Origin of the sequence: Kitasatospora sp. NPDC096128 (assembly GCF_040303105.1) — a bacterium.
GTDB lineage: Bacteria > Actinomycetota > Actinomycetes > Streptomycetales > Streptomycetaceae > Kitasatospora.
Genome location: NZ_JBEOSP010000013.1, coordinates 41424 through 67874, shown reverse-complemented (window position 1 = coordinate 67874; position 26451 = coordinate 41424). Strand labels below are relative to the sequence as shown.

The window sequence follows — 26451 nt, the reverse complement described above, 5'->3', positions numbered from 1 at the left end:
GTGCCCCGGGTCAGCCGGCCGACGGGACCAGCTCGAAGAAGTGGCCGTTCGGCGGCGTGACGGTCGGGTGGATCGTGCGGCACTCCCAGCCGCTCTCGGTGAACGCCTGCCGCCACTCGTCGAGGGTGGGCAGGTAGTCCCCCATCAGCGCGTGCACTCCCTCGAAGCCGAGGGTGAACACGGTGGTGTCGGGCCCGGGCAGTTCGGTGGTGCGCACGACGTCGCAGAGCAGCAGCCGCTCCGCGCGGGGGAAGGCCGCGCGCAGCGCGCGCAGTGTCGCCACGCAGCTGTCGTACGGCCAGAAGTCGTGCCCCATGAAGACGCAGGTGATGGTGTCGACGTCGGTGAAGGCCGGGGACGGGTCGAGTTCCAGGACGTTGCCGCGGTGGATGGTGATCCGGTCGGCCAGGCCCGCGGCGGCCACGGACTCGGAGGCCAGCTGGACGGAGGCACGGGCGATGTCGACGCCGACGCCACTCGCCTCCGGGTGGTTGCCCGCGATCCGGATGAGCCGCTGGCCGGAGCCGCAGCCGAGGTCGGCGACCTTGCGCGGCGGGCGGTCGGCCAGGACCCGGTCGAAGAGCCGCTCCACCTCCTCCTCGCCGATGATCCGCGAGCCGATCGCAACCGCCCGCATGTCACGGTGGTAGAAGTCCCCGACCCTGTTCTCCGTCTTCGCCACCTGCGGCGCGATGCTGAAGAGCTCACCGCAGCCCTTGACCAGCCAGTAGAAGTAGCCGCGGGCCGCGTACGCCTCGGCGAAGCGGGGCCCGGTCAGGACGGGGCCGTCCTCCTCGATCACGACCACCCCGGCCCAGTGCAGCGCGCGCAGGATGGTGCGGACCACCCCGTCGTCGAGGTCCGGGTGGTCACCGTTGCCGTACGAGGTCTTTCCCTGCTCGGCGAGTTCGTCGAGCAGACCGAGCTCCTGGGCCGCGGACAGCGCGGCGGCCGCGACATAGGAGGAGTAGAGGTCCGCCACTGGGCCGGTGGTCCAGTCGGCCGGGGTGAGCACGCGCTCTTGGGGGCTTGACATGTGGGGGCTTCCCTTCGTTCGACAGAGTGGGCCGTTCGCCGACGCCGGGCCGGAATGGGGGGCGGTCAGCCGGCGGAGATGGAGCCGAGGGCCGCGGCCATGTGGGCGTGGACCTGGTCGAGCCGGCGCACGACCTCTTCCGGCGAGTCGCCGCGGACCGAGACGATGGCCGCAGCGTCGTTGCAGTTCTGCGGTCCGGTGAGCGCCGTACCGGGCTCCGCCAGGATCTGGCTCTCCAGCACCCAGGCCTCGTCCGGCGCGGTCAGCGGTTCGCGGAGGGTGCCCGGACCGGCGTAGATGACGATGAACCCGGTGAGGTGGTCCGCGGGCCCCTCGGTCGTGGGCAGGGGTTCGCCCAGCTGCGCCCGGATCATCGCCTCGTCCAGGTTGACCCCGGTGCGGGAGAGGAAGCCCGCGATGACGCCGCCGCCGCCGGCCCGGGCAGCGATCTCGCAGAGGTACACCTCGCCGTCCTCGGCGACGAACATCTCGTGGTGGGTGACCCCGGTGAACCCGGGGAAGGTCTCCAGCACCCGCCGGTTGAAGTCCAGCAGGGTGTCCAGCAGCGGGCCGGGCGGTACGCCGACGTCCCGGCAGGGGAGCAGCCGCTCGTACGAGGTGGTCTCGTCGATGTATCCGCCGGCGATCGCCGCGACCGGCTTGGAGTCCTCGACCATGCTGTCCACGTGGTAGAGCCGGCCGGTGACGAACTGCTCGACCTCGAAGTTCGCGAGTCGGTCCGCATGGGCGGCGGTGAACGCGGCCAGGTCGGCCTCGCCGCGCAGCACCGTGATCTCCGTCGAGCCGGTGCCCAGCCGCGGCTTGGCGACCACGGCGGGATGGGAGCGGAGCAGTTCGCGGGCGGCCGTCTCGGTGAAGGGCGCGAACGCCGGCACCCTGATGCCGTGTCGCGCCAGGTGCTCCTTCATCACGACCTTGTCCCGGAAGGGCAGGGTCTGCGGCACGCGCTGTCCCGGGATGCCGAGTTCCTCACGCAGTCGGGCGGCGAGCAGCAGGAAGCGTTCCGTGACGGCGACCAGGCGCGCGGCCCGCCGCCCGCCGAAGGTGCTCTGGAAGCGGACGGCTTCGCTGAGCGCCCGTTCGTCGTGGCCGTCGACGGCGAGCACCGATTCCAGTTCCTCGCCGTTCGCTTCGGCGGCCTTGGCGAGTGCAGTCACCAGTCGTACGTCGAATCGGTCGGCGGGCAGGAAGGAGCGCCCCTCGGAATCCCGGTAAAAGGCGTATCCGATTCGGTCGAGAAGCACCACAGGAGTTTTTGGCCTCTGGTCGTCCAAAGACACCTGGATCCCCCGTTCTTCGTTCAGGTGTGGATCGGCACTTCGGCCGAAACAGGCACTGATGTTTGCATGGACCTTCGAGCACTGTCCAGGGAGTTCAAGCGGAATGTTTCGCTCCGAATTCATCTGGCGTTCGGTCCGGCGGGCTCACTGAACGTCGGGGATAAAGTGTTCTGAACTGGGGATATGTTGGACTCCCAAGATCAATCCTTGACAGGACTCGAACAGCCGTGATGTTCTGATCAAGCATCAGCGGCGGCGGGTTCCTTTGCGTGCTGCAAGAACGGGGGAGCTGGTAGAGATGTCCGATATTCCTCTTTGGTCCACCCCTGATGATTGTTCTGCGCGGCCGTCCGGGAAATCCGTCGACTGGCTCCCAGGGGTCTGGGACATTCTTGTCGGCAAGCTTCTCGATCCGGCCGATGACTATCCCTGTCATTTCGGTACGCAGGGGGAGCAGCGCGGACATAATTCGTGCACCGTCGTTGATCCGCAGTACCCCGGGGAGTACGGTGTCGACCAGCTCGGTCGAACCCTGCTGGAATTCCGGGAACGAGCCTGGTCGGGCGTCAAGCGCCAGACCCTGATCGCCTTCATCGGTCCACCGGAGCCCGAGGCGGATCTGGCCGCGCACGGCACCCGGCTCTGGGACCTGCTCAACGAACTCAGCGCACTCGACCAGGCCCCCTGGCCGGCCGACGTCCCGAAGGACGCGAGCGACCCGCGCTGGCAGTGGTGCTTCGGAGGTGAGCCCTGGTTCATCTTCGCCGGCAGCCCCGGCTACCGGCACCGGCGCAGCCGCAACCTCGGACCCTGCCTGACCGTCATCTTCCAGACCAGGCGGGTCTTCGAGGGCCTCGGCGGCTCCACCGTCGCGGGCAAGGCCGCCAAGAAGCGGATCCGCGAGCGGCTGCTGGACTACGACGAAGTGCCGCCGCACCCGTACCTCGGCGATCCGCTGCTGTCCTCGGCGCACAAGTGGCGTCAGTACGTGCTTCCCGACGACCAGTCGGTCGACTCCTCGCCCTGCCCGTTCGCCCACTGAGGCCTACGGGCCCGGCCGCACCGGCCGAGCGCCGACCCTGTCCGCACCCCCCGTCCGCCGTTCGGCTGAAAGGTAGTTGCTCAGTGCCCGCTCCAGGTTTCTGGTCCCGCCATGTCTTCGTCCTCCTGAGCTCGGACGCCGTCTACCGGGGCGTCCACGGCGAGATGGTGGCGCGCCTTCGCAAGGAGGGGTTCGCGCCGGTCGCGGCCCGGGCGATCGACGCGGACCCCGAGCTGGTCGACGACCTGTACGCCGACCTCATCGCCGGCCAGTGGCAGACCTGGCGCTACCGGCTGGTGGACGCCGTGCTGGAGCTGGGGCCCGCGGTCGCGCTGATCTGCCGCTACGAGGGGGACGGGCAGGAGACGGACGTGCACGGGCAGTTGGCCCGCCGCAAGGGCTACCAGCACCCGGAGCAGGCCCAACACGGCACCCTGCGGCGCGACTTCGGTGCCATCAACAGCATCGTCGGGCTGATGCACAGCTCGGACGGCCCGGTGGAGTCCGAGCGGGAGGCCGCGGTGTTCGGCCTGACCGAACAGGACGCCATCGCCGACCCGGAGCGCGCGGCGGAGGAGATCGACTACCTGTGCCGGCTGATCACCCCGCACACCCCCGAGCACCGGGACTTCGAGCAGGTGCTCGTCGCCGTCCGCACCCGGGCGCTCGCGGCCCTCTGGGAGCAGCTGCCGGACACCGTCCGGCACGCGGTCCGCTCCGCCTTCCCCGGGGCCGGCGGGCTCGGCGTGATCGGAGCGGGTGAGCGGCTCGCCGCGTTGCTGGAGGGGCACGCCCCGGCCGCACTGCTGGCGACCCTGCGCTGCGAGTTCGAGCACGGCAGCGCGGACGGCAGCTCGGACACGATGCGGATCGGTGTCGCCGAGGCCGCCCTGCGCGTGCACGGCGTGACCCTGGACGCCTGGGAGCGCGTGGTGCTGGAGTCCTCGCTGCACTTCCCGCCGCTGCGGGCCAGCCGACAGGTGGCCGGATGACCGGCCCGGCGCGGCCGCGCCGGGCACTGCCGCCCGCCGACCGCTAGAGAGGACACTCCCATGGACGTGGCACTGCTGGAAGCGCTGCCGGATCACGTACGGACCGAACTCGCCCGGCGCGGCGTCGAGTTGCCGGCCGTGGCGGACCTGATCGACGCCGACCCGGACGAGCCCGTGCTGCTCGCCGGCTCGTACGCCTCGGGCGAATTCAACCCCACCTCCGACCTGGACGTTCTGGTGCTCACCCGGCACCCGCGCACCCGCCGGGTGCCCGGCACGGTCAACCACCCGTCGATCTTCGGCGACAGCTTCGACGGGCTGGTCGCGGACCTGCCGGTCAACATCGAGTACGTGGCCGAGGGGCGCTTGGAGGACCTCGGCAACGTCACGCGGACGGTGACGGACGGCGGGCAGGTGGACCTGCCCAACCTCCAGGGCCTGGAACTGCGCCTGGCGCAGCGCGTGCACAGCGGCATCCCGCTGGCCGGGGCCGAACGCCTGGACCGGCTGCGGCGCCTGGTGGACATCGAGGTGGTGCGGGCCTCCGCCGCCGCGCTGGCCTTCGTCGGGGCGATGAGCCTGCTGGAGGACACCACGGTGCTGGAGTCCCCCGCGCGCGAGCTGATGCTGCGGGGCTCCGCCGAGGCGCTGCTGATGTCTGGGGTGAACGCCTTCGGCCGGATCACCCACGACGGCAAGCACCTGATGCGGCGGGCCGCCGCGCTGGCCGGCGCGCCCGGGGTGCCGGCGCTCTTCGCCGAGCGGGAGCGGCTGCTGTTCGTCGACCGGCTGCCGCGGCGGGAGGCGCTGGAGCTCGTCCTGGACCTGGCGCAGGAGTTGTACGCGTCCTTCCCCGACGAGCGCTGCCCCGCGCTGGTCATCGACATGCTGGCGCCCTTCCGGGAGTCCTGGGCGTGGGCCGGGCGCCCGGGCCTGACGGGCCGCGGATGAGAGCCGTGGGCCAGTGCCCGCCGCAGTGGGCCGCACTGGACGCCGAGCCACCGCTGTTCGCCTCCGCGCGCTGGCTCGCCCGGATGGGCGACCGGATCGACGGGGAGCACTGGTGGTTCGTCCACCAGCCCGGGGACGGGCGGGACGTCGGGTTCTTCGGCTCGGTGAGCGAGGACAGTGCGGTCTCCGAGGCCAAGAACCCCTGGAGGCTGCTGTTCGAGCCGGGCAGCGCCCGGTCGCTGGGCCGGCCGGCGCTGGAGCGGCAGGCCGCGGCGCGTGCGGCCGGGCCGGCGCCGGAGCACTGGTTCCCGTCCCTGGTGGTGACCTACCCCGGGCTGGAGTGCTTCCCGCTGGGCCCGGGGCGGCACTCGGCGCAGGCCCTGGACGGCGCCGTCGCCGAGGTGGTGGCCGAGGCCCGGGCCGCGGGGCTGGGCAGTGTGGCGTTCCTGTACGTCCAGCCGGAGGAGACGGAGCTGTCCGCCGCCCTGCGCCGGGCCGCCTTCCTGGAGGTGCCGACCGCTCTGCGGGCCAATCTCCGACTGCCCGGCACCACCTTCGAGGACTACCTGGCCTCGCTCGGCCGCGATGCCCGCAAGGGCGTCGCCCGGATCCGTCGGCGCCTGGACCGCCAGGGCGTCACCGTCCGGCAGCTGCTGCTGCGCGACGCGGACGACCGGCTGGTCGAGGAGCTGGTCGGGCTGCGGATGACGCACCGTGCCAAGTACGGACGCCGGCCGGACGCCGCCGGGGAGCGCAGTCAGCTGCACACGCTGCGGGAGTCCTTCGGCGAACGCGGCCGGCTCCAGCTGGCGGTGGCCGACGGGCGGACCGTCGGCTTCTGCCTGTTCCTCGACGCCGGCGGCATCCGGCACGCCTGGATGACGGGGACGGACTACGCCGATCCGAGGGCGGACGGCACGTACTTCGAGGTCTGCTACCACGCGCCGATCGAGGAGGCGTACCGGACGGGATGCCGGGAGCTGTCCTTCAGCTACGGCGCCGAGGCCAACAAACTCGAACGGGGCTGCCGGCTGGACGAGGTGGCCTCGTTCGTCCTGCCGCTGGACTCGGCCGGGCTCGGCCCGGCGCGCGAGGCCGCGGCCTCGCTGGCCGGCGCCCTGGTGCGGCCGGGCGGCGCCGCCGGCTCGGACACACAGTGACGGAGAGGGAGAGCAGGCCCGTGCAAGCAGGACCGACAGGGCGTCTGGGCATCGTGGGCGAGCGCGGCTTCGGCTGCTACTGGTCGGCCCGGACGCTGTCGTTGATCGGCGACTACGCCTTCCGGACGGCGTTCGCGACCCACATCATCACCGTCAGCGGATCGGCGTCCGTCCTGGCCACGGCCACGGCGGTGCTGCTGCTGCCGTCCCTGCTGTTCTACCTGGTGGGCGGGGCGGTCGGGGACCGGGCCGGCTCGCGGCGGAGGATCATGGTGTCCGCCGACGCGGCCCGGTTCCTCACCCTGGTGCTGATCGTGCTGAGCACGCTCTGGACGGACAGCGTGCCGCTGCTGGTGGTCCTCGCCGCGCTGATCGGCATCGCCGACGGGTTCTTCCAGCCGGTCGCGTTCGCGTACATGCTGGAGATCACCCCCAAGGAGAAACTGGTCGCGGCCAACTCGGCGCTGTCGGTCAGTCAGCAGATCGGGCTGATCGGCGGTCCGCTGCTCGGCGGGTTCCTGGTGAGCTTCGCCGGCGCGCCGTGGACCTTCGCCTTCGACTCGCTCACCTTCCTGCTCTCCGGTGTGCTGCTGCTGGCCATCGGCAAGGCGCCGGCGGCGACGGCTGCCGGGCCTGCCGGATCCGCCGGGCAGGGCGATTCGGCGCCTGCCGGGCAGGACGGGCAGGGCGACCAGGCCGGGACGTCGGAGGACAAGCACGGTGCGGACGCCGGCAGCGGGCGGCTGCGGCAGCTGCTGGGGGACGTCTCCCAGGGCCTGAGCTACGTCCGCGGAGTGCACTGGCTGCTGATCTCCATCGTGGTCGGTGCCTGCACCAACGCCGTCTACGCCGGGGTGCTGGACGTCGCGGTCCCCCTGCTGATGGCACCGAACGGCGCCCGGGACGCCGGCTCGCTCGGGGCCTTCTACACCCTGCAGGGCGTCGGCGCGCTGCTGGGCGCGGCCGTCCTGGTCAAGCTGACTGTCCGCCGGCTCGGGGTGACGCTCTACCTGATGCTCGCGCTGATGGCCTGCTCGCTGGCCGCCGCCGGCCTGATCGGCGGCGGCAACGGCGCACTGGCGATGGCCGTGCTGTACGGCGTCGGCCTGCACTTCTTCAACTCCCTCTTCCCCAGCCTGCTGCAGGGCAAGGTGCCGGAGCACCTGATGGGCCGGGTGGGCAGCTTCGCCCTGCTCGGCTTCAACGCCCTGATGCCACTCGGCGCACTGCTGATGGGCCCGCTGATCGCTGTCCTGGACGCCGGCGACGCCGCGCTCACCGCGGGCGTCGCGGCGGGCTGCGTCAGCCTCGCGGCACTGCTGTCGCCGAGCATCCGAAGGCTGGCCACCGTCCCGTCCCAGGACGCCGGTCCCGAGCCGGCCGGAGCCGAGCTCCCGACCCCGGCCGGTCCGGGCACCGACGCCGCCCCGGCCCGCTGAACCGGGTGGGAACGCGAGAACGACAGAGAACGACAGAGAGCGAGAGAGACATGCGGGCGACGACGGTGTCCGACACGTTCCACGCCGCACGCTGGGACGCCCTGCGCCCCGGCACCGTGGTGCAGGGCGGTCGGTGGCTGAGCACCATGCTCAGCCGGTTGCCCGGCCGGCCGGTGACGGCTGTGCACGCCGGACCGGACGGCCTCGGCGATGCGGTCGGCTTCGTCGGCGCGGTGGTCGAGGACCCGGAGGCCTACGAGGCGTACAACCCCTGGCTGATCCTGCGCGGTCCCCAGCCCGTCTTCGAGGAGGTGTACGCCTCCGGCCGTCAGGTGGCGCCGCAGCTCGGCGACGCCCCCGAGCGGATGCTGCCCGGGCTGGTCCTGACCGCTCCCGGCTACATCGGGGATCCGGTCGGCCCGGCCGCCGGGCAGCCCGAGGAGGTGCGGGCGTGCCTGGCCGGCATCTGCGCCTGGGCCCGGTCGGCCGGCCTGGCCACCGTCACCGTGCTCTACACCACCCCCGCGGGCTCGGCGGTCCTCGAACCGGCGGTGGCGGCGCTCGGCGGCGAGAGCTTCGACCTGACCACCCGCTCGGCCCGCGAGGTCACCTGGACGGACGCCGAGGGGTTTCGGCAGGCGATCAGCCGGCGGCACCGCGCCGAGATGAACCGCCAGCTGAACCGGCTGGCCGACCTCGGCGCCGAACTCGGACAGGCCGACCCGGCGGCCAGGTTCGAGGAGGTGATCGAAGGCCGCTGCGAACTCGTCCGCTGGTACGGACAGCCCGTGGACGAGGCCGGCGAACGGCGGCGGCTGCGCACCCTGATCGACACCTTCGGCCCGGACCTGCGGCTGTACACCACCGAGCGCGAGGGCCGGATCGTCGCCCACAGCCTCTTCGTCCTGCAGAACCGGACCCTGCAGAACGTCTACACCGGCACCACCGAGTCCGGCCGGAACACGCCCTTCGCACACCTCGCCGCCACCTACCACGGGCCGATGCTCAGCGCGTCGAGCGAGCACCTGGACCGCATCGACTACAGCATCGGGCACGGCTCGACCAAGCGGCTCCAGGGCTGCCGGGCCGTACCGCTGCGCGGCCATCTGATCCCGCTGCCGTAACGCCCCGTCATCCCGTCCATGCCTGCCAGGAGGTACCCGCCGTGCCGAATCCGGTCATCACCGTCGTCGACCGGGTCGACCGCGCCGACGAGGAGACCGTCGAGGACTTCAATCGCCTCATCCCGCAGCTGCACAAGAACTCGCCGCCGCTGGACGCGGTGCGGCTCGCGCAGGTGCTCGACTGTCCGTCCAACCTGGTGCTCGCCGCCCGGATCGGGACGCGGACCGTCGGCCTGCTCACCCTGGTCATCCTGACCCTGCCCACCGGCGTCTGCGCCAGGCTGGAGGACGTGGTGGTCGACGAGCCCGCGCGGGGGCTGGGCGCCGGCCTCGCGCTGGTGCGAGCCGCGCTGGCGGCCGCCCGCAGCCGTGGCGCCGTCCAGGTCGACCTGACCTCGCGGCCCAGCCGTACGGCTGCCCACCGGCTCTACGAGCGGGCCGGGTTCACCCGCCGCGAGACCAACGTCTACCGCTACCGGTTCGACACCGCCTGAGCCGCGGCGACCCGGCGCGGACGGGGCGGGCCGGCCGCGCGAGGGCGGCCGGCCCGCCCCGTCCGGCGGGTGGTGCCGGGTCAGGCGGTCGGGGTGGTGGGGGCGAGGGTGCAGGCGGTGACGCTGAGGTCGGCGGGGCAGGGGGTGATGGAGAGGACCTGGAGGCCGGCGGCGGCTGCCTCGCGGCGCATGTCGGCCTCGGTGCGCTCGCGGGTGTCGGGCTCGCCGACGACCATCTTGATGACGTTGCGGAAGGCGGCGCCGGAGTCGTGCTCGGCCAGGGGGTCGATGACCAGGAGGGTCGGGACGGCGTCGGCGGTGGCGCCGGCGGTGGCGCCCATCGCGCGGCGGATGTTGCGGAGGATCCGCACGCCGCTCTCCGAACTCCAGTCGTGGAGGACGTTCTTGAGGATGTAGAGGTCGCCGCCCGTGGGGACCTCGGCGAGGATGTCGGCGGGCTGGAAGCCGAGCCGCTCGACGAGGTCCTGGTCGCCGGAGGTGCGCAGGTCGGCCTCGGCCCGCCGGCAGGTGTCCGGGCGGTCCACGCAGATGCCCCGGAGGTGCGGGTGGGCCTTGAGGATGGTCTTCAGGAGGGTGCCGTTGCCGCCGCCGACGTCGATCACGGTGCGGACGCCCTCGAACGGGACGTGCTCGGCCAGCACCGTTCCGATCGGACGGGCCCAGTCCTGCATCGCGAGGTCGAAGATCCGGGCGGTCTCGGGGTCCTTGTCCAGGTACTCGTAGAGCGGGACGCCGAACACGTGGGGCATGACCGAGGTGCCGGTCCGGACGGCTTCGGTGAGCCCGCCGGCGGCGGCCTGGCCGTAGAGGCCGCAGAGCAGCGAGGTCAGGTGGCGGATCGACTCCGGGTGGTCGGTCCGGAGCTGCTCGGACTGCGCCGAGTTGGCGTAGCGGCCGTCCTCGTCCTCGGTGAAGACCTCCAGCGCCGTGAGGGCCGTCATGAGGGAGACGAGCGCGGTGCGGTCCGCCCCGACCGCCTCGGCCAGCTCCTCGGGCGTGGCCGGGCCGTTCGCGAGGGCGTCGGCGATGCCCAGGCGCGCCGCCGCGCCGACCGTGGCGGAGGTGAAGGATCCCATGACCAGACCCAGCAGCGGTGTTCCCATGGCCCCGTTCACTTCCTAAGCTTCGATGGCGGGTTGCGGACGACGGTCCTTGCGGCAGACGGTAGCGGCGGCCACTGCCCCGCGTCGCGTCGTTCAACTGCACTGTGCCGTCAGGTGAGTTCACCGGCCCCGGCGGACCGGGTGGCGCTTCGCGCCCGGTCCGGACGCGAAGCGCCCGCCAGTTGAACAGCGGCGGATCTCCGGCTTGCGGTGGGGGGCCGACGCACTGTCATGTACCGTTTGGACGTGAATCTCCCAGAGGAAGATCAGGCTGGTGACATGACGGAAGACAGGTCGTCGGACGGTCACAGCGTCGGGGAGGTGCCCGCGGGGGGCATCAGGGCTTCGCACGCCGACCGGGACGAGGTCGTCGAGATCCTCCGCGACGCCGCCGCGGACGGCCGACTCACGGCCGAGGAGCTCGACGAACGCCTCACGGCGGCGCTGAACGCCCGTACGTTCGGCGAACTGGCCAGGCTGACCCGCGATTTGCCGGTCGCCCCCCTTCCCGTGCCCACCCCCGTCTCCCGCGCCGAGGTGGGCCGACGAGGGGGCAAGGACCTGGTGGAGATCAACCAGCGCTTCGGCACCCTCCGGCGGACGGGCCCCTGGGAGGTTCCGCGCCGGCTGGAACTGCGGATGCACGGCGGCGACGTCAAGCTCGACTTCACCCAGGCGGTGATCACCCACGACACCCTCGACCTGGATGTCTACCTGAGCATCGGCGGCGACCTGGTCATCGTGGTCCGGCCGGGCATCGTGGTGGCGACCCACGAACTCAACGTGGGCGGGGGCGACCTCAAGATCCGGGTGCCCAAGTCCGACGGGAACGTGCCGGTCGAGCTGCGGGTGAACGTGACCGGGCGGCTCCGGGCCGGCGACGTGGTGGTCAGGTACCCGCGTCGGACGCTCGGACAGTGGATGCGCGGGGAGAGCGCGCTCTGAGGCCCTGAGGCGCGGCCGGACGGTGGTCCGGCGCAGGAGGACAGCGGAGGGTGGTGACCGGCTCGCAGCGGCCGGGCGCCACCCTCCGTGTCCGTGACGGGCGCTGCGAGCGGACCCGTACGGTCACCGTACTGTCACCGGGCGGTCCGCCGGAGGAACCACTGGACCTGAATAGCCCGCCGTGGTAATCAATGCAATCCGGCTCCCGTGCGGGCCGGTGGATCGAGTGTCGGATTCCTCGATTCCGAAGCGCGGGATGGCCGGTTCAAGTGTTCAACTGCCACGTTGCGCCGCCCAAACGGGGCTGGATACGTTCCTGTGGCTGGTGGGCTCGATCTTTTGCAGGTATTGGGAAATCCCGATTCAGCGTAATCCCGCGGTAATCCCGCACCGCGGCTGTGCAGATCCATAAATGGCATATCCTCGGCAAGCAGGGGTGGCGGAATTAAATGGCCAACGAAGACAGGCTCCGCGATTATCTGAAGCTCGTGACGGCTAATCTGCGTCAGGTCCGTCGTCGCCTCGCTGAGGTCGAGGAACGGAGCCAGGAGCCGATCGCGATCGTCGGCATGGGCTGCCGCTTCCCCGGCGGGGTGCGCAACCCCGAGGAGCTGTGGAAGCTGCTCGTCGACGGCTCGGACGCGATCGGCCCGTTCCCGCAGGACCGCGGGTGGGACCTCGAGAACCTGTACGACCCCGATCCCGACCACCCGGGCACCTCGTACGCGCGCCACGGCGGATTCATGTACGACGCCACCGAGTTCGACGCCGGCTTCTTCGGGATCAGCCCGCGCGAGGCGGTCACCATGGACCCGCAGCAGCGCCTGCTGCTGGAGGTGGCCTGGGAGGCGCTGGAGCAGGCGGGCATCGACGCCGCCTCGCTGCGCGGCAGCCGGACCGGTGTGTTCGCCGGCGCCTACAGCCAGGGCTACGGCACGGATCCGGCGGCGCAGAGCGGAGGGTCCGAGGGCCACCTGCTCACCGGGATCTCGACCAGTGTCACCTCCGGCCGGGTGGCGTTCACCCTGGGCCTGGAGGGCCCGGCCGTCACCATCGACACCGCGTGCTCCTCGTCCCTGGTGGCCCTGCACCTGGCCGCCCAGTCGCTGCGCTCCGGTGAGTCCTCGCTGGCCCTGGTCGGCGGCGCGACGGTGATCTCCAGCCCGTCCGTCTTCGTGGGCTTCTCCCGACAGCGCGGGACGTCCGTGGACGGGCGCTGCAGGTCCTTCGCCGCGGAGGCGGACGGCTCCGGCTGGGCCGAGGGCGTCGGCGTGCTCGTGGTGGAGCGGCTGTCGGACGCCCGGCGCAACGGGCACCAGGTGCTGGCGGTGATCCGCGGTTCGGCGGCCAACCAGGACGGTGCGTCCAACGGTCTGACGGCGCCGCACGGTCCTTCGCAGCAGCGCGTCATCCGGGCGGCGCTGGCCAACGCCGGGGTCCGTGCCGACGAGGTCGACGTGGTGGAGGCGCACGGTTCGGCGACCACACTGGGCGACCCGATCGAGGCCGAGGCGCTGATCGCCACCTACGGCCAGGAGCGGTCGGAGGGCCGGCCGCTGTGGCTGGGTTCGGTGAAGTCGAACATCGGGCACACCCAGGCGGCCGCCGGTGTGGCGGGTGTGATGAAGATGGTGCTGGCGCTGCGCAACGAGCAGCTGCCGCAGACGCTGCACGTGGACGAGCCGACCCCGCACGTGGAGTGGGCGGCCGGTGACGTCAAGCTGCTGGCCGAGCCGGTGGCGTGGCCCGCCGGGGAGCGGGTGCGCCGCGGTGGCGTGTCGTCGTTCGGGATGAGCGGCACCAACGTGCACATCATCCTGGAGGAGGCCCCGGCCGAGGACGGCGAGGCCGCGGCGGCCCCCGACGGCGACGCCGAGGGCGCCGAGGGTGCCGACGCCGTGGACGAGTCGGTCGTCGAGGTCGAGGCGGCTCCGGCCGCTCCCGCGGTGGTCGAGGGCGGGCCGGCGGCGTGGCTGGTGTCGGGTCGTACGGCGGAGGCGCTGGCGGGGCAGGCGGAGCGGCTGGCCGGCTGGGTGTCGGCGCGTCCGGAGCTGGTGCCGGCGGAGGTGGCGTGGTCGCTCGCGGCGACCCGTTCGGTGTTCGAGCACCGGGCGGTCGTGGTCGGTGGCGAGCGGGCCGAACTGGCCGGTGGTGTGGAGAGCTTGGCGGCTGGTGTGCCGTCGGGTTCGGTGGTGTCGGGTGTGGCCCGGACCGGTGGTCGGACGGCGTTCGTGTTCGCGGGTCAGGGTGCGCAGTGGGTCGGGATGGGCCGGGAGTTGCTGGCGTCGTCGCCGGTGTTCGCGGCGCGGTTGGCGGAGTGCGAGGCGGCGTTGGCGCCGTTCGTGGACTGGAGGCTCTCCGAGGTCGTCGAGGGTGTGGAGGGTGCTCCGGGGCTGGACACGGCGGATGTGGTGCAGCCGGTGCTGTGGGCGATCATGGTGTCGCTGGCGGCCGTGTGGGAGGCCGCCGGGGTGACGCCGGATGCGGTCGTCGGTCACTCGCAGGGTGAGATCGCGGCGGCGACGGTGGCCGGGATGCTGTCGCTGGAGGATGCCGCCCGGGTGGTGGCTGTCCGGGCGCGGGCGCTGACGGGTCTGTCGGTGCAGGGTTCGATGGTGTCGGTGGTGATGCCGTCGGCGGCGGTGCGCGAGATCGTCGACGGCTTCGGTGAGCGGCTGTCGGTGGCGGCGGTGAACGGCCCGGCGGCGGTGGTGGTGTCGGGTGAGCCGGAGGCGTTGTCGGAGTTCGAGCGTGAGCTGGCTTCGCGCAAGGTGCTGCGGTGGCGGATCCCGGCGACGGACTTCGTGGCGCACTCCCCGGCGGTGGAGCCGTTGGAGGCGGTGCTGGCCGGGGAGTTGGCGGGGATCGCGCCGCGGGCGGGTCGGGTGCCGATGGTCTCGACGGTGACCGGTGAGTGGCTCACCGGTACCGAGGTGGACGCCGCGTACTGGTACGCGAATCTGCGGCGGATGGTCCGTTTCGAGGAGGCCGTCCGTACGCTGCTGGGCGGCGGGTACGGGTCGTTCGTGGAGGTGTCGACGCATCCGGTGCTGACCGCGGCGGTGGCGGAGACGGCGGAGGACGCGGGTGTCGCGGATGTGCTGGCGGTCGGCACGCTGGAGCGTGAGAACGCGGGTGCGGCCCGGCTGGTGACGGCGTTGGCGCAGGCCTACGTCGGTGGTCTTGCGGTCGACTGGAAGTCCGTGCTGCCGGTCGCCGAGCCGGTGGACCTGCCGACGTACGCGTTCCAGCGTCAGCGGTACTGGCTGGAGCCCTCGGCCGAGGGTACGGCGGCTGTCGGTGGTGACGGCGCGGGCAGCGAGGCGGAGGCCGCGTTCTGGGCCGCCGTCGAGAACGGGGACCTGGCCCGCATCGCCGACACGCTCGCGATCGAGGACCAGCAGCAGCTGGCCGAGGTGCTGCCCGCCCTGGCGTCCTGGCGCCGCCGCGAGCGCGACCGCTCGGCGACGGAGGGCTGGCGCTACCGCGTCACCTGGACGCCGGTGACCGAGCGGCTCTCGGGTGCGCCGTCCGGCACCTGGCTGGTCGTCACCCCGGAGGGCCGGAGCGAGGACGGACTCGCCCGGCAGTGCGCCGCCGCGCTCTCCTCCCGCGGGGCCGAGGTCGTGTTCGTCGAGGTTCCGGCCGGCACCGTCGACCGGGCCGGGACCGCCGAGCTGATCGGTGCGGCGCAGCAGGGCACCGAGGTGTCCGGCGTGCTGTCGCTGCTCGCGACCGACGAGTCGCGCCTGCCCGCCCACCCGGCGGTGACCGGCGGCCTCGGGGCGACCCTCGCCCTGGTGCAGGCCCTCGGTGACGCCGAGGTCCCCGCCCCGCTGTGGGTGGTCACCCGCGGCGCCGTCGCGGCCACGCCCGGCGAGGCGCCGGACGGCCCACTGCAGTCGCAGGTCTGGGGCTTCGGCCGGGTCGTCGCACTTGAACACCCGGACCGCTGGGGCGGGTTGATCGACCTGCCGGCCGAGTTCGACGAGCGGACCGCGGGCCTGCTGACCGCCGTCCTGGCCGGCTGCGGCGAGGACCAGGTCGCCGTCCGGCGGACCGGTCTGCTGGCCCGCCGACTGGTCCACGCCCCGCAGCCCAAGGACGCCCGGGACTGGACGCCGCGCGGCAGCGTGCTCGTCACCGGTGGCACCGAGGCGATCGGCGGGCATGTCGCCCGCTGGCTGGTCGAGCGGGGTGCGGCCCGACTGGTGCTGACCGGCACCACCGGCCCCGCCGCCCCCGGTGCCGCGGCGCTGGCGGCCGAACTGGCCGCTCTGGGCAGCGATGTGGACGTCGTGGCCTGCGAGGCCGCCGACCGGTCGCAGCTGGCCGGCCTGCTCGACCGGATCCCGGCGACCGGCCCCGCCCTGTCGTCCGTCCTGCACCTCGCGGAGGCCATCGACAACACGCCGGTCGACGCGCTGGACCTCGCGGAGTTCGCCGAGGTCCTCGCGGCCAAGGCGGACGCGGCGGCCTGGCTGGACGAGCTGACCGCCGGCCTGGACCTCGACGCCTTCGTCCTCTTCTCCTCCGTCGCCGCGGTCTGGGGCGGCGGGCAGCAGCCCGGGTTCTCGGCGGCCAACGCCTACCTGGACGCCCTGGCGGAGAGCCGCCTGGCCCGGGGCCTGGCCGCCACCTCGGTGGCCTGGGGACCGTGGAGCGTCGGCGCGATGGGCGCCGGGGCCGACGGCGCCCAGCTGGAGCGCCGCGGCCTGCGCCTGATGGGCCCCGACCTGGCCACCCGTGCGCTCGCCCGGATCCTGGACGGGGGCGAGGCGCTGACGACGGTCGTGGACGTGGACTGGGCGCGGTTCGCCCCGCCGTTCACGCTGCGCCGCCCCAGCCCGCTGATCGAGGGCGTGCCGGAGGCCGTCGCGGCCCTGGCCGGTGACGGGGCCGAGCAGGCCGCCGACCAGGCCGCCGCCACGCCCCTGCGCCAGCAGCTGGCCGGCCTGCCGGCCGCCGAGCAGGACCGCACCCTGGTCAACCTGGTCAGGGCCGAGGCCGCCGGCGTGCTGGAGTACTCCTCGCCGGAGGCGGTCGGCAGCAGCCGGGCCTTCAGCGAGCTGGGCTTCGACTCCCTGACCGCCGTCGAACTGCGCAACCGCCTGGGTGCCGCGACCGGGCTGAAGCTGCCCGCCACGCTGCTCTTCGACTACCCGAGCCCGACCGTGCTGGCCGGCTACCTGCGGGAGGAGCTGCTGGGCGACCGGGCCGCGAGCGCCGGCGCGCGCGTCCCGGCGAGCACGGTGCCGCTGGACGACGACCCCGTGGTGATCGTCGGCATGGCCTGCCGCTTCCCCGGCGGGGTGCGGACCCCGGAGGACATGTGGGAGCTGCTGGACTCGGGCACGGACGCGATCGGCGCGTTCCCGCAGGACCGCGGCTGGGACCTGGACGGCCTCTACGACCCGGACCCGGAGAATCCCGGCACGGCGTACGTGCGCCAGGGCGGATTCGTCTACAACGCGGCCGAGTTCGACGCCGGGTTCTTCGGCATCAGCCCGCGTGAGGCGCTGGCGATGGACCCGCAGCAGCGGCTCCTGCTGGAGACCTCCTGGGAGGCCCTGGAGCGGGCCGGCATCACCCAGTCGGCGCTGCGCGGCAGCCGTACCGGCGTCTACACGGGCGCGAGCTACACGGGCTACGGCCTGGTCGGGCCGGACGCCTCGGAGGGCCTGGAGGCCCACCTGCTGACGGGCACCACGACCAGCGTGCTCTCCGGCCGGGTGTCCTACACCTTCGGCCTGGAAGGCCCGGCGGTCACCGTCGACACGGCGTGCTCCTCGGCGCTGGTGGCGGTCAACCTGGCCAGCCAGGCGCTGCGTTCGGGTGAGTGCTCGCTGGCGCTGGCCGGTGCCGCGTTCATCGCCTCCACCCCGGACCTCTTCGTCTGGGTGAGCAAGCAGCGCGGCCTGTCCCCCGACGGCCGGTGCAAGTCCTTCGCGGCCGCGGCCGACGGCATGGGCGTCTCCGAGGGCGCGGGCATGGTCGTCCTGGAGCGGCTGTCGGACGCCCGGCGCAACGGGCACCCGGTGCTGGCCGTGGTGCGCGGCTCCGCGATCAACCAGGACGGCGCCTCCAACGGCCTGACCGCGCCCAACGGCCCCTCGCAGCAGCGCGTCATCCGCGCCGCCCTGGCCGAGGCCGGACTGACCACCGCCGACGTCGACGTGGTCGAGGCGCACGGCTCCGGCACGGTGCTGGGCGACCCGATCGAGGCGCAGGCCGTGATCGCCACCTACGGCCAGGACCGGCCGGAGGGCCGGCCGCTGTGGCTGGGCTCGGTGAAGTCCAACATCGGCCACACCCAGGCCGCGGCCGGCATCAGCGGCCTGATCAAGATGGTGCTGGCACTCCAGCACAAGAACCTGCCGGCCACCCTGCACGCGGACGAGTCCTCGCCGTACGTGGACTGGTCGGCCGGCGACGTCCGCCTGCTCACGGAGTCGCGGCCGTGGCAGACGGACGGCCGCCCGCGCCGGGCCGGGGTGTCCTCGTTCGGGGTCAGCGGCACCAACGCCCACCTGATCCTGGAGGAGGCCCCCGACCCGGCGGACGAGGTCGTCGCCCACCTCGCGCAGCCGCAGGCCCCCGCTCTCCTCGACGCCCCCGAGGCCGGTGCCTGGGTGCTGTCGGGACGGACCTCCGACGGCCTGCGCCGACAGGCGGCCCGGCTGGCGGAGTACCTGGCCGCGCGGCCGGAGGCGGACCCGGCGGACGTGGCGTGGTCGCTGGCGGCGACCCGCTCGGTCTACGAGTACCGGGCCGTGGTGACCGGGACCGCCCGCGAGGAGCTGGCCGCGGGCCTGGCCGCGCTGGCGGCCGGGGAGCCCGCGCCCGGCGTGGTCGCCGCGACGTCGGCCGCCGCCGAGTCGAGCGAGCCGGTGTTCGTCTTCCCCGGCCAGGGTGCCCAGTGGGCCGGCATGGGCCGGGAGCTGCTGGCGGCGTCGCCGGTGTTCGCGGCCCGGATCGCCGAGTGCGAGCAGGCGCTCGCGCCGTACGTGGACTGGTCGTTGAGCGAGGTGCTGGCCGGCGCCGACGGCGCGCCCGCACTGGACACCGCCGACGTGGTCCAGCCGGCGCTGTGGGCGGTCATGGTGTCGCTGGCCGCCGTGTGGGAGGCCGCGGGCGTGGTGCCGGGCGCGGTGGTCGGACACTCCCAGGGCGAGGTCGCGGCCGCGACGGTGGCCGGGATCCTGTCGCTGGAGGACGCGGCCGAGGTCGTGACGGTCCGCAGCCGGGCGCTGTCCGGGCTCGGCACCGGCGGCGCGATGCTGTCGGTCGTCATGCCCGCCGCGGCGGTGCGCGAGCTGCTCGCCCCCTGGGGCGACCGGCTGGCGGTCGCGGCCGTGAACGGGCCCGCCGCCACCGTGGTGTCCGGCGAGACGGAGGCGATGGCCGAGTTCGGCGCCGCGCTGGCGGCCCGGAAGGTCATGCGCTGGCCCATCCCGGTGACCGACTTCGTGGCGCACTCGGCCGGGGTGTCCGCGCTGGAGGGCGTGCTGACCGAGGGGCTGGCGGGGATCCGGCCGCAGGCCGGCCGCGTCCCGCTGTTCTCCACGGTCGAGTGCCGGTGGATGAACGGCGCGGAGCTGGACCCCGGGTACTGGTTCGCCAACGTCCGCCGGACCGTCCGCTTCGAGGAGGCCGTCCGCGAGCTGGCCGCGGCCGGGAACCGCACGTTCATCGAGGTGTCCCCGCAGCCGGTGCTGACCGGCGGGATCGCCGAGACGATCGAGGACCTGGGCACGGCCGGGACCCCGGTGATCACCGGGACGCTCGACCGCGAGAACAGCGGCCCCGCGCGGCTGCTGGCGGCGCTCGCCCAGGTGCACGTGGGCGGCACCTGCGTCGACTGGCAGCGGGTGCTGCCCGCCGCGCGGCGCACCGACCTGCCCACCTACGCCTTCCAGCACCAGCGCTACTGGCTCACCGGCTCCCGCCTGGCCCCGCCGGCGGCGCTCGGTGGCGACGGCGCCTCCTCGGAGGCCGAGGCCCGGTTCTGGGCGGCCGTCGAGGGCGGCGACCTCGAACAGCTCGCCGACACCCTGGCGGTGGACGGACAGCGCTCCTTCGGCGAGGTGCTCCCGGCCCTGGCGACCTGGCGACGCCGGGAACGGGACCGGGACGTCACCGGGAACTGGCGCTACCGGGTGACCTGGGCACCGGTCACCGACCCGGCACCGGCCAAGCCGGCCGGCACCTGGCTGGTGGCCGTCCCGGCGGACCGCACCGGCGCCGCCGCCGACCTGGTCCGGGCCTGCGTCCGCGCGCTGACCGCGCGGGCCGACCGCGTCGAGGTGGTCGAGGTCGACAACGGCGCGGCGCGCCGCGAGTCGCTGGCCGCCGACCTCGGCCGGGCCCTGCGCAACGACGACGACGCGGACGCCCCGGTGCGGGTGACCGGCGTGGTGTCGCTGCTCGGCCTGGACGAGGCGCCGCTCCCCGGCCTGCCGGCCGTGCCCGCCGGCCTGGCCGGCACCCTGGCCCTGCTCCAGGCGCTGACCGACGCCGCGATCGTCGCCCCGCTGTGGACGCTCACCTCCGGGGCGATCGCCACCGGCCCGGGCGACCCGCTGACCAGCCCGGTGCAGGCCCAGACCTGGGGCCTCGGCCGGGTGGTCTTCCTGGAGCAGCCGGACCGCTGGGGCGGCCTGATCGACCTGCCCGCCGTGCTCGACGACCGAGCCGCGAGCCGCCTGTGCACGGTGCTCGCCGGCTGCGGCGAGGACGAGGTGGCCATCCGGCCCGCCGGCATCCTGGGCCGCCGCCTGAACCGCGCCCCCCAGCCCAAGGACGGCCGGGACTGGACGCCGCGCGACACCGTGCTGATCACCGGCGGGACCGGAGCCGTCGGCGGGCACGTGGCCCGCTGGCTGGCCGGCCGCGCCGAACGGCTGGTCCTGGCCAGCCGGTCCGGCAGCACCGCCCCCGGCGCCGTGGCGCTGGCCGCGAGCCTGGCGGCCGCCGGGACCGACGTCGAGATCACCGGCTGCGACAGCGCGAGCCGCGCCGACCTCGCCGCGGTCATCGACCGCATCGGGGCGGGCGGTCCGCCGCTCACCGCGGTCATGCACACCGCCGGCGTGCTCGACGACGGCGTGCTCGACGGCCTCGACAACGAGCGGTTGGCGAGCGCCCTCGCGCCCAAGGCCGCCGGTGCCCGTCACCTCGACGAGCTGACGGCCGGTCTGGAGCTCGACGCGTTCGTGCTGTTCTCCTCGGCCGCCGCCACCTTCGGCGGCGCCGGCCAGGCCAACTACTCGGCCGCCAACGCCTTCCTGGACGCGCTGGCGCAGAACCGGCGCTCGCGCGGCCTGCCCGCCGTCTCGGTGGCCTGGGGCCCGTGGGCCGGCGAGGGCGTCTCCGGCGGCAGCGAGGCGGCCCGGCAGCGGCTGCGCCGCAACCGCTGGGAGGTCCTGATGGACCCCGGGACCGCGGTCAAGGCGCTGGGCGCCGCGGCGACCGGCCCGGACACCGTCCTGACCGTGATGGACCTGGACTGGCCCGCCTTCGCGGCCGCTCCCGGCCAGGCGAAGATCCTGGACGTCCCGTTCCTGCGCGACCTGCCCGACGCCCAGCAGCTGAAGGCGGCCCAGCAGACCGGGACCGTCGGCGGGCGGCAGGCGGAGGGCGAGCTCGCCCAGCGCCTGACCGGCCTGTCCCGGGCCGAGCAGGACCGGATCCTGGTCGACACGATCCGCGAGGAGGCCGCCGCCGTCCTCGACTACGCGAGCTCCGACGAGGTCGAAGCCGGGCGTGCGTTCAGCGAGTTGGGCTTCGACTCGCTGACGTCGGTCGAACTGCGCAACCGGATCGCCACCGCGACCGGGCTGCGCCTGCCGGCGACGCTGATGTTCGACTACCCGACCCCGACCGTGCTGGCCGAGCACCTGCGCGCCGAGCTGCTCGGCGCGCTGGCCGACAACGCGGCGCCGCTCGTGCCGACCGCGGTGGTCACCGATGACGAGCCGGTCGCCATCGTCGCGATGAGCTGCCGCTTCCCCGGCGGGCTGAACACCCCCGAGGAACTCTGGGAGCTGCTGGCCGCGGGCGGCGAGGGCATCTCCGGCTTCCCGCAGGACCGCGGCTGGGACGCGGACGCGCTGTTCGACCCCGACCCGGCGAACGCCGGGACGACCTACGCACGGGAGGGCGGCTTCCTCCACCAGGCGAGCCGGTTCGACGCGGGCTTCTTCGGGATCAGCCCGCGTGAGGCGCTGGCGATGGACCCGCAGCAGCGACTGATGCTCGAACTGTCCTGGGAGGCCCTGGAGTCGGCCGGGGTCGACCCGGCCTCGCTGGGCGGCTCGCGCACCGGCGTGTTCATCGGCGGCTACTCGTCGAACTACGCGCTGGCCAGCATGCAGCTGGGCGGCCGGGAGGGCGCCGGGCAGGTGGAGGGCCACCTGGTGACGGGGAACGCGACGAGCATCATCTCCGGCCGGGTGTCCTACGTGCTGGGCCTGGAGGGCCCGGCGCTGACGGTGGACACGGCGTGCTCCTCCGCACTGGTGGCGCTGCACACGGCCGCCCAGGCGGTGCGCTCGGGCGAGTGCTCGATGGCCCTGGTCGGCGGCGTCGCGGTGATGGCGACGCCGTGGGAGATGGTGGGCTTCGCCCGTCAGCGCGGACTCGCGGCGGACGGCCGCTCCAAGGCCTTCTCGGCCCGGGCCGACGGCATGGGCATGGGCGAAGGCGCCGGCATGGTGGTGCTGGAGCGGCTGTCCGACGCCCGCCGCAACGGGCACCGGGTGCTCGCGGTGGTGCGGGGCTCGGCGGTCAACCAGGACGGTGCGTCCAACGGTCTGACCGCGCCGAACGGTCCGTCGCAGCAGCGGGTGATCCGGGCGGCCCTCGCCAATGCCCGGCTGACCGCCGCCGACGTGGACGTGGTCGAGGCGCACGGCACCGGCACCCCGCTCGGGGATCCGATCGAGGCGCAGGCGCTGCTGGCGACGTACGGTCAGGAGCGGGCCGGCCAGGGGCCGCTGTGGCTGGGCTCGGTGAAGTCGAACATCGGGCACACCCAGGCGGCCGCCGGGATCGCCGGTGTGATGAAGATGGTGCTGGCGCTCCAGCACGAGGAACTGCCGCGCACACTGCACGTGGACGAGCCCTCGCCGCACGTGGACTGGGCCTCGGGCGAGGTGCGGCTGCTGGCCGAGCCGGTGCCGTGGCCGGCCGAGGGCCGGGTGCGCCGCGCGGGTGTGTCGGCGTTCGGCATCAGCGGGACCAACGCGCACGTGATCGTGGAGGAGGCGCCGGCGGCCGAGGCCGTCGAGGCTGCCGAGGCGGAGCCGGCGGCGCCGATCGCGGACCCGGTGCTGCCGGGTGCGGGTGCGTGGGTGGTGTCGGGCAAGACGGCGGAGGGTCTGACGGCTCAGGCGGGTCGGCTGCGGGAGTGGGTCTCGCAGCGGCCGGAGCTGGAGCCGGCGGATGTGGCGTGGTCGTTGGCGACGACGCGTTCGGTGTTCGAGCACCGGGCTGTGGTGGTCGGTGCCGGGCGCGACGAGCTGATGTCGGGTCTGCGGAGCCTGGCTGGCGGTGTGTCGGCGGCGTCGGTGGTGTCGGGCGTGGCGCGGGCCGGTGCCCGGGTGGGTCTGGTGTTCGCGGGTCAGGGTTCGCAGTGGGCCGGGATGGGCCGGGGGCTGTACGAGGGCAGTCCGGTGTTCGCGGAGGTCTTCGACCGGGTGAGCGGGCTGCTGGAGTTGGAGCTCGGGATCTCGGTGCGGGACGTGGTGCTGGGCGTCGAGGGTGTGGACGCCGACCTCGCGGACCGGACGCTGTATGCGCAGGCGGGGTTGTTCGCCTTCGAGGTGGCGGTCGCGGCGGTGCTGGCGGCGTCCGGTGTGGTGCCGGATGCGGTGGTGGGTCATTCGGTGGGTGAGGTGGCGGCCGCGTATGTGGCCGGGGTGCTGTCGCTGCCGGATGCGGTGCGTCTGGTGGCGGCGCGGGCCCGGTTGATGCAGGCGTTGCCGAGTGGTGGTGCGATGGCGGCGGTCAACGCGTCGGAGGCGGAGGTTGTTGCGACGCTTGCCGAGGGTGCTGTGATCGCTGCGGTCAACGGGCCGGAGTCGGTGGTGGTCTCGGGTGAGGTCGAGGCTGTGGACCGGGTGGTGGAGGTGTGGCGGGAGCGGGGTCGTCGGGTGCGGCGGCTGCGGGTCTCGCACGCGTTCCACTCGCCGGCGATGGACCCGGTGCTCGGTGAACTGTCGGCTGTGGCGGCCGGGTTGGAGTATGGCCGTGCGCAGGTGATGTGGGCGGGTGCGCTGACCGGTGAGCTGGTGACGGAGTGCGAGGCGGGGTACTGGCCGGCGCAGACGCGTCAGGCGGTGCGGTTCGCGGATGCGGTTGCCGTGCTCGCCGAGCAGGGTGTGACGGTGTTCATCGAGGTCGGCCCGGACGGCTCGCTGTCCTCGCTGGGCTCGGACATCGTCGCGGGCACCGGGACCGAGGACGCTGTGTTCGTCCCGCTCCAGCGGCGCAACGACGAGAGCGTTCCGAGTCTGGTGGCGGGCCTGGCCCGGGCGTACGTCAACGGCGCTTCGGTGGAGTGGAGTTCGGTGCTTCCGACCGGTACGCCGGTCCAGCTGCCGACCTACGCCTTCCGACAGGAGACGTACTGGCCCAAGGGCGTCCAGACCTCGCCGAACACCGGCGGGGAGGGGACGGGCACGGCCGCCGAGGCCCGGTTCTGGGCCGCCGTCGACAACGGCGACCTGGCCGGACTCGGCGACACCCTGGCCCTGGAGGACCAGCGGCACCTCGGCGAGGTGCTGCCGGCTCTGGCGTCCTGGCGGCGCCGCGAGCTGGACCGGTCGGCGGCCGTGAACTGGCGCTACCAGGTGAGCTGGGCGCCGGTGGCCGACCCCGCCCCGGCCGTGCTCGACGGGCACTGGCTGCTGGTGGGCACGCCCGAGCAGGCCGGGGGCGAGCTGTGGCAGGCGTGCGTGCGGGCGCTGACCGCGCGCGGCGCCGAGGTCGTGACACTGTCGACCACCGAGACCGCCGACCAGGGGCTGATGGCCGCGCGGATCGCCGCGACGCTGCCCGAGGCCGAGGTCTCCGGCGTGGTGTCGCTGCTGGCCCTGGACGAGACGCCGCTGCCCGGTCACCCGGTGCTGGCGAACGGTCTCGCCGGGACCCAGACGCTGATCCAGGCCCTGATCGCCGAGGGCGTCCACGCACCGATGTGGGCGCTGACCCGCGGTGCGGTGGCCACCACCTCGGACGAGGCCCTGACCAACCCGGTGCAGGCGCAGGCCTGGGGGCTCGGCCGGGTCGCCACCCTGGAACACCCCGACCACGGCGGCGGTCTGATCGACCTGCCGGCCGAGTTCGACGACCGGGCCGCGGAGCTGTTCTGCGCGGTGCTGGCCGAGTGCGGCGAGGACCAGGTCGCGATCCGTCCGGCCGGGATCTTCGGCCGCCGGCTCACCAGGGCCGCCCGACCGCGCGGCGTGGCAGGGCAGTTCGTGCCGCGCGGCACCGTACTGGTCACCGGCGGAACCGGTGCGATCGGCGGGCACGTCGCCCGCTGGCTGGCCGATCGCGGTACCAAGCGGCTCGTGCTGACCAGCCGCTCCGGGGCCGGGTCCGCGGGGACGGCCGCCCTGGCGGCCGAACTGGCGGCCGCGGGGACCGAGGTGGACGTGTTCGCCTGCGACGCCGCCGAGGACGCCGCCCTGGCGGGAGTGCTCGCCAGGATCGGGGCGGGCGGCCCGCCGCTGACCGCGGTCATGCACGCCGCCGGCCTCGGGCAGGCCACCGCACTGGACGACGTCACGGTGGAGGAGACCGCCGCCATGCTGGCGGCCAAGGCCGCCGGCGCCGCCAGTCTCGACCGGCTGACCGCCGACCTGGACCTGGACGCGTTCGTGCTGTTCTCCTCCATCGCGGCGACCTGGGGCAGTGGTCTCCAGGCCGGCTACGCGGCGGCGAACGCCTACCTGGACGCCCTGGCGGAGAACCGCCACGCCCGCGGCCTGGCTGCCACCTCGGTGGCCTGGGGTCCGTGGGGCGGCGGCGGGATGACCGACGCGGAGGGCGCGGCCGCGATGACCCGCCGCGGCCTGCGCCTGATCGACCCGGCCCAGGCGATCCAGGCCCTGGCCCAGGCACTTGACGGCCAGGACCGGCTGCTCACCGTCGTGGACGTGGACTGGGCGCGGTTCGCCCCGCCGTTCACCCTGCGCCGCCCCAGCCCGCTGATCGAGAGCCTGCCCGAGGTCATCGAGGCCCTGGCCGGCAACGGTGACGACGACGCCCAGGCCGACCCGTCGGCCGGGAACGCGCTGGCGCTGCAACTGGCGGGCCTGTCCCGGGTGGAACAGGACCGACTGCTGATCGACCTGGTCCGGACCGAGGCCGCCGCCGTCCTGGGACACGCGAGCATCGAGTCCGTCGAGGCCGACCGCGCCTTCAACGACCTCGGGGCCGACTCGCTGACCGCCGTCGAACTGCGGGACCGGCTGGGCGCGTCCACCGGACTGCGCCTGCCCAGCACGCTGCTGTTCGACTACCCCACCTCGGCCGCCCTCGCGGACCACCTGCGGGCGGGCCTGACCGAGGAGACCAGCCCGGCCCGGCCGGTGCTGATCGAGCTGGACAAGCTGGAGGGCATGCTCGCCGGGATCGCCGGCGACGCCGAATCCGCCCTGATCACGAACCGCCTCGAAGTCGTGCTCTCCAAGTGGAGGGAGGCTCGGGCACAGACCGCCGAGACCGGAGTTGCGGAGAAGCTCGAATCGTCAACCGACGACGAAGTCTTCGATTTCATCGGCAAGGAACTCGGAATCCACTGACACGGCCAACGCCGCGACTTCTTCGACGAG

Annotated in this window: 12 protein-coding genes; 9 read left to right on the top strand and 3 right to left on the bottom strand. The window is 73.7% G+C overall.

Annotated elements, in window-relative coordinates; genetic code table 11:
* Positions 1–10: 10 nt before the first annotated feature.
* Both ABTY61_RS16675 and ABTY61_RS16670 read right to left on the bottom strand, forming a co-directional pair.
* Positions 11–1036: an SAM-dependent methyltransferase gene (locus tag ABTY61_RS16675; protein WP_350505719.1), complete on the bottom strand. Its 1026-nt coding sequence runs from the start codon at positions 1034–1036 to the stop codon at positions 11–13.
* Positions 1037–1101: 65 nt separating this feature from the next.
* Positions 1102–2214, bottom strand: a complete 1113-nt coding sequence (locus ABTY61_RS16670) for an ATP-grasp domain-containing protein (RefSeq protein WP_350505718.1) — start codon at positions 2212–2214, stop codon at positions 1102–1104.
* A 421-nt stretch (positions 2215–2635) separates the two neighbouring features.
* On the opposite strand from ABTY61_RS16670, the gene ABTY61_RS16665 reads away from it, so the two are divergent.
* The 7 genes from ABTY61_RS16665 to ABTY61_RS16635 all read left to right on the top strand — a co-directional run bounded on the left by ABTY61_RS16665 (position 2636) and on the right by ABTY61_RS16635 (position 9539).
* Positions 2636–3379 (top strand): YqcI/YcgG family protein, encoded by a 744-nt coding sequence (locus ABTY61_RS16665; protein WP_350505717.1) that lies wholly within the window; start codon positions 2636–2638, stop codon positions 3377–3379.
* 83 nt (positions 3380–3462) lie between these two features.
* Complete coding sequence (locus ABTY61_RS16660; RefSeq protein WP_350505716.1) at positions 3463–4371, top strand: nucleoside-diphosphate kinase; 909 nt, start codon at positions 3463–3465, stop codon at positions 4369–4371.
* Between the two features lie 60 nt (positions 4372–4431).
* Positions 4432–5322, top strand: coding sequence for a nucleotidyltransferase domain-containing protein (locus ABTY61_RS16655; protein ID WP_350505715.1), 891 nt, complete (start codon positions 4432–4434; stop codon positions 5320–5322).
* Positions 5319–6482 (top strand): GNAT family N-acetyltransferase, encoded by a 1164-nt coding sequence (locus tag ABTY61_RS16650; protein WP_350505714.1) that lies wholly within the window; start codon positions 5319–5321, stop codon positions 6480–6482. The genes ABTY61_RS16655 and ABTY61_RS16650 overlap by 4 nt, the downstream gene beginning before the upstream one ends.
* A gap of 20 nt (positions 6483–6502) precedes the next feature.
* Positions 6503–7921 carry an MFS transporter gene (locus ABTY61_RS16645; RefSeq protein WP_350505713.1) on the top strand — a complete coding sequence of 473 codons (1419 nt, stop codon included), beginning with the start codon at positions 6503–6505 and terminating at the stop codon, positions 7919–7921.
* Positions 7922–7986: 65 nt separating this feature from the next.
* Positions 7987–9045 carry a GNAT family N-acetyltransferase gene (locus ABTY61_RS16640; RefSeq protein ID WP_350505712.1) on the top strand — a complete coding sequence of 353 codons (1059 nt, stop codon included), beginning with the start codon at positions 7987–7989 and terminating at the stop codon, positions 9043–9045.
* Between the two features lie 41 nt (positions 9046–9086).
* Positions 9087–9539: a GNAT family N-acetyltransferase gene (locus tag ABTY61_RS16635; RefSeq protein ID WP_350505711.1), complete on the top strand. Its 453-nt coding sequence runs from the start codon at positions 9087–9089 to the stop codon at positions 9537–9539.
* Positions 9540–9619: 80 nt separating this feature from the next.
* Here the strand turns inward: ABTY61_RS16635 and ABTY61_RS16630 are convergent, their stop codons facing one another.
* A complete protein-coding gene (locus ABTY61_RS16630; protein WP_350505710.1) occupies positions 9620–10663 on the bottom strand; it encodes a methyltransferase in 1044 nt (347 codons plus the stop codon).
* A gap of 279 nt (positions 10664–10942) precedes the next feature.
* Between ABTY61_RS16630 and ABTY61_RS16625 the strand changes: the two genes are divergently transcribed.
* Together ABTY61_RS16625 and ABTY61_RS16620 are read left to right on the top strand one after the other, a co-directional pair.
* Positions 10943–11608, top strand: a complete 666-nt coding sequence (locus tag ABTY61_RS16625) for a DUF1707 domain-containing protein (protein ID WP_350505709.1) — start codon at positions 10943–10945, stop codon at positions 11606–11608.
* Positions 11609–12057: 449 nt separating this feature from the next.
* Positions 12058–26421, top strand: coding sequence for a type I polyketide synthase (locus ABTY61_RS16620; protein ID WP_350505708.1), 14364 nt, complete (start codon positions 12058–12060; stop codon positions 26419–26421).
* The last annotated feature ends 30 nt before the right edge of the window (positions 26422–26451 follow it).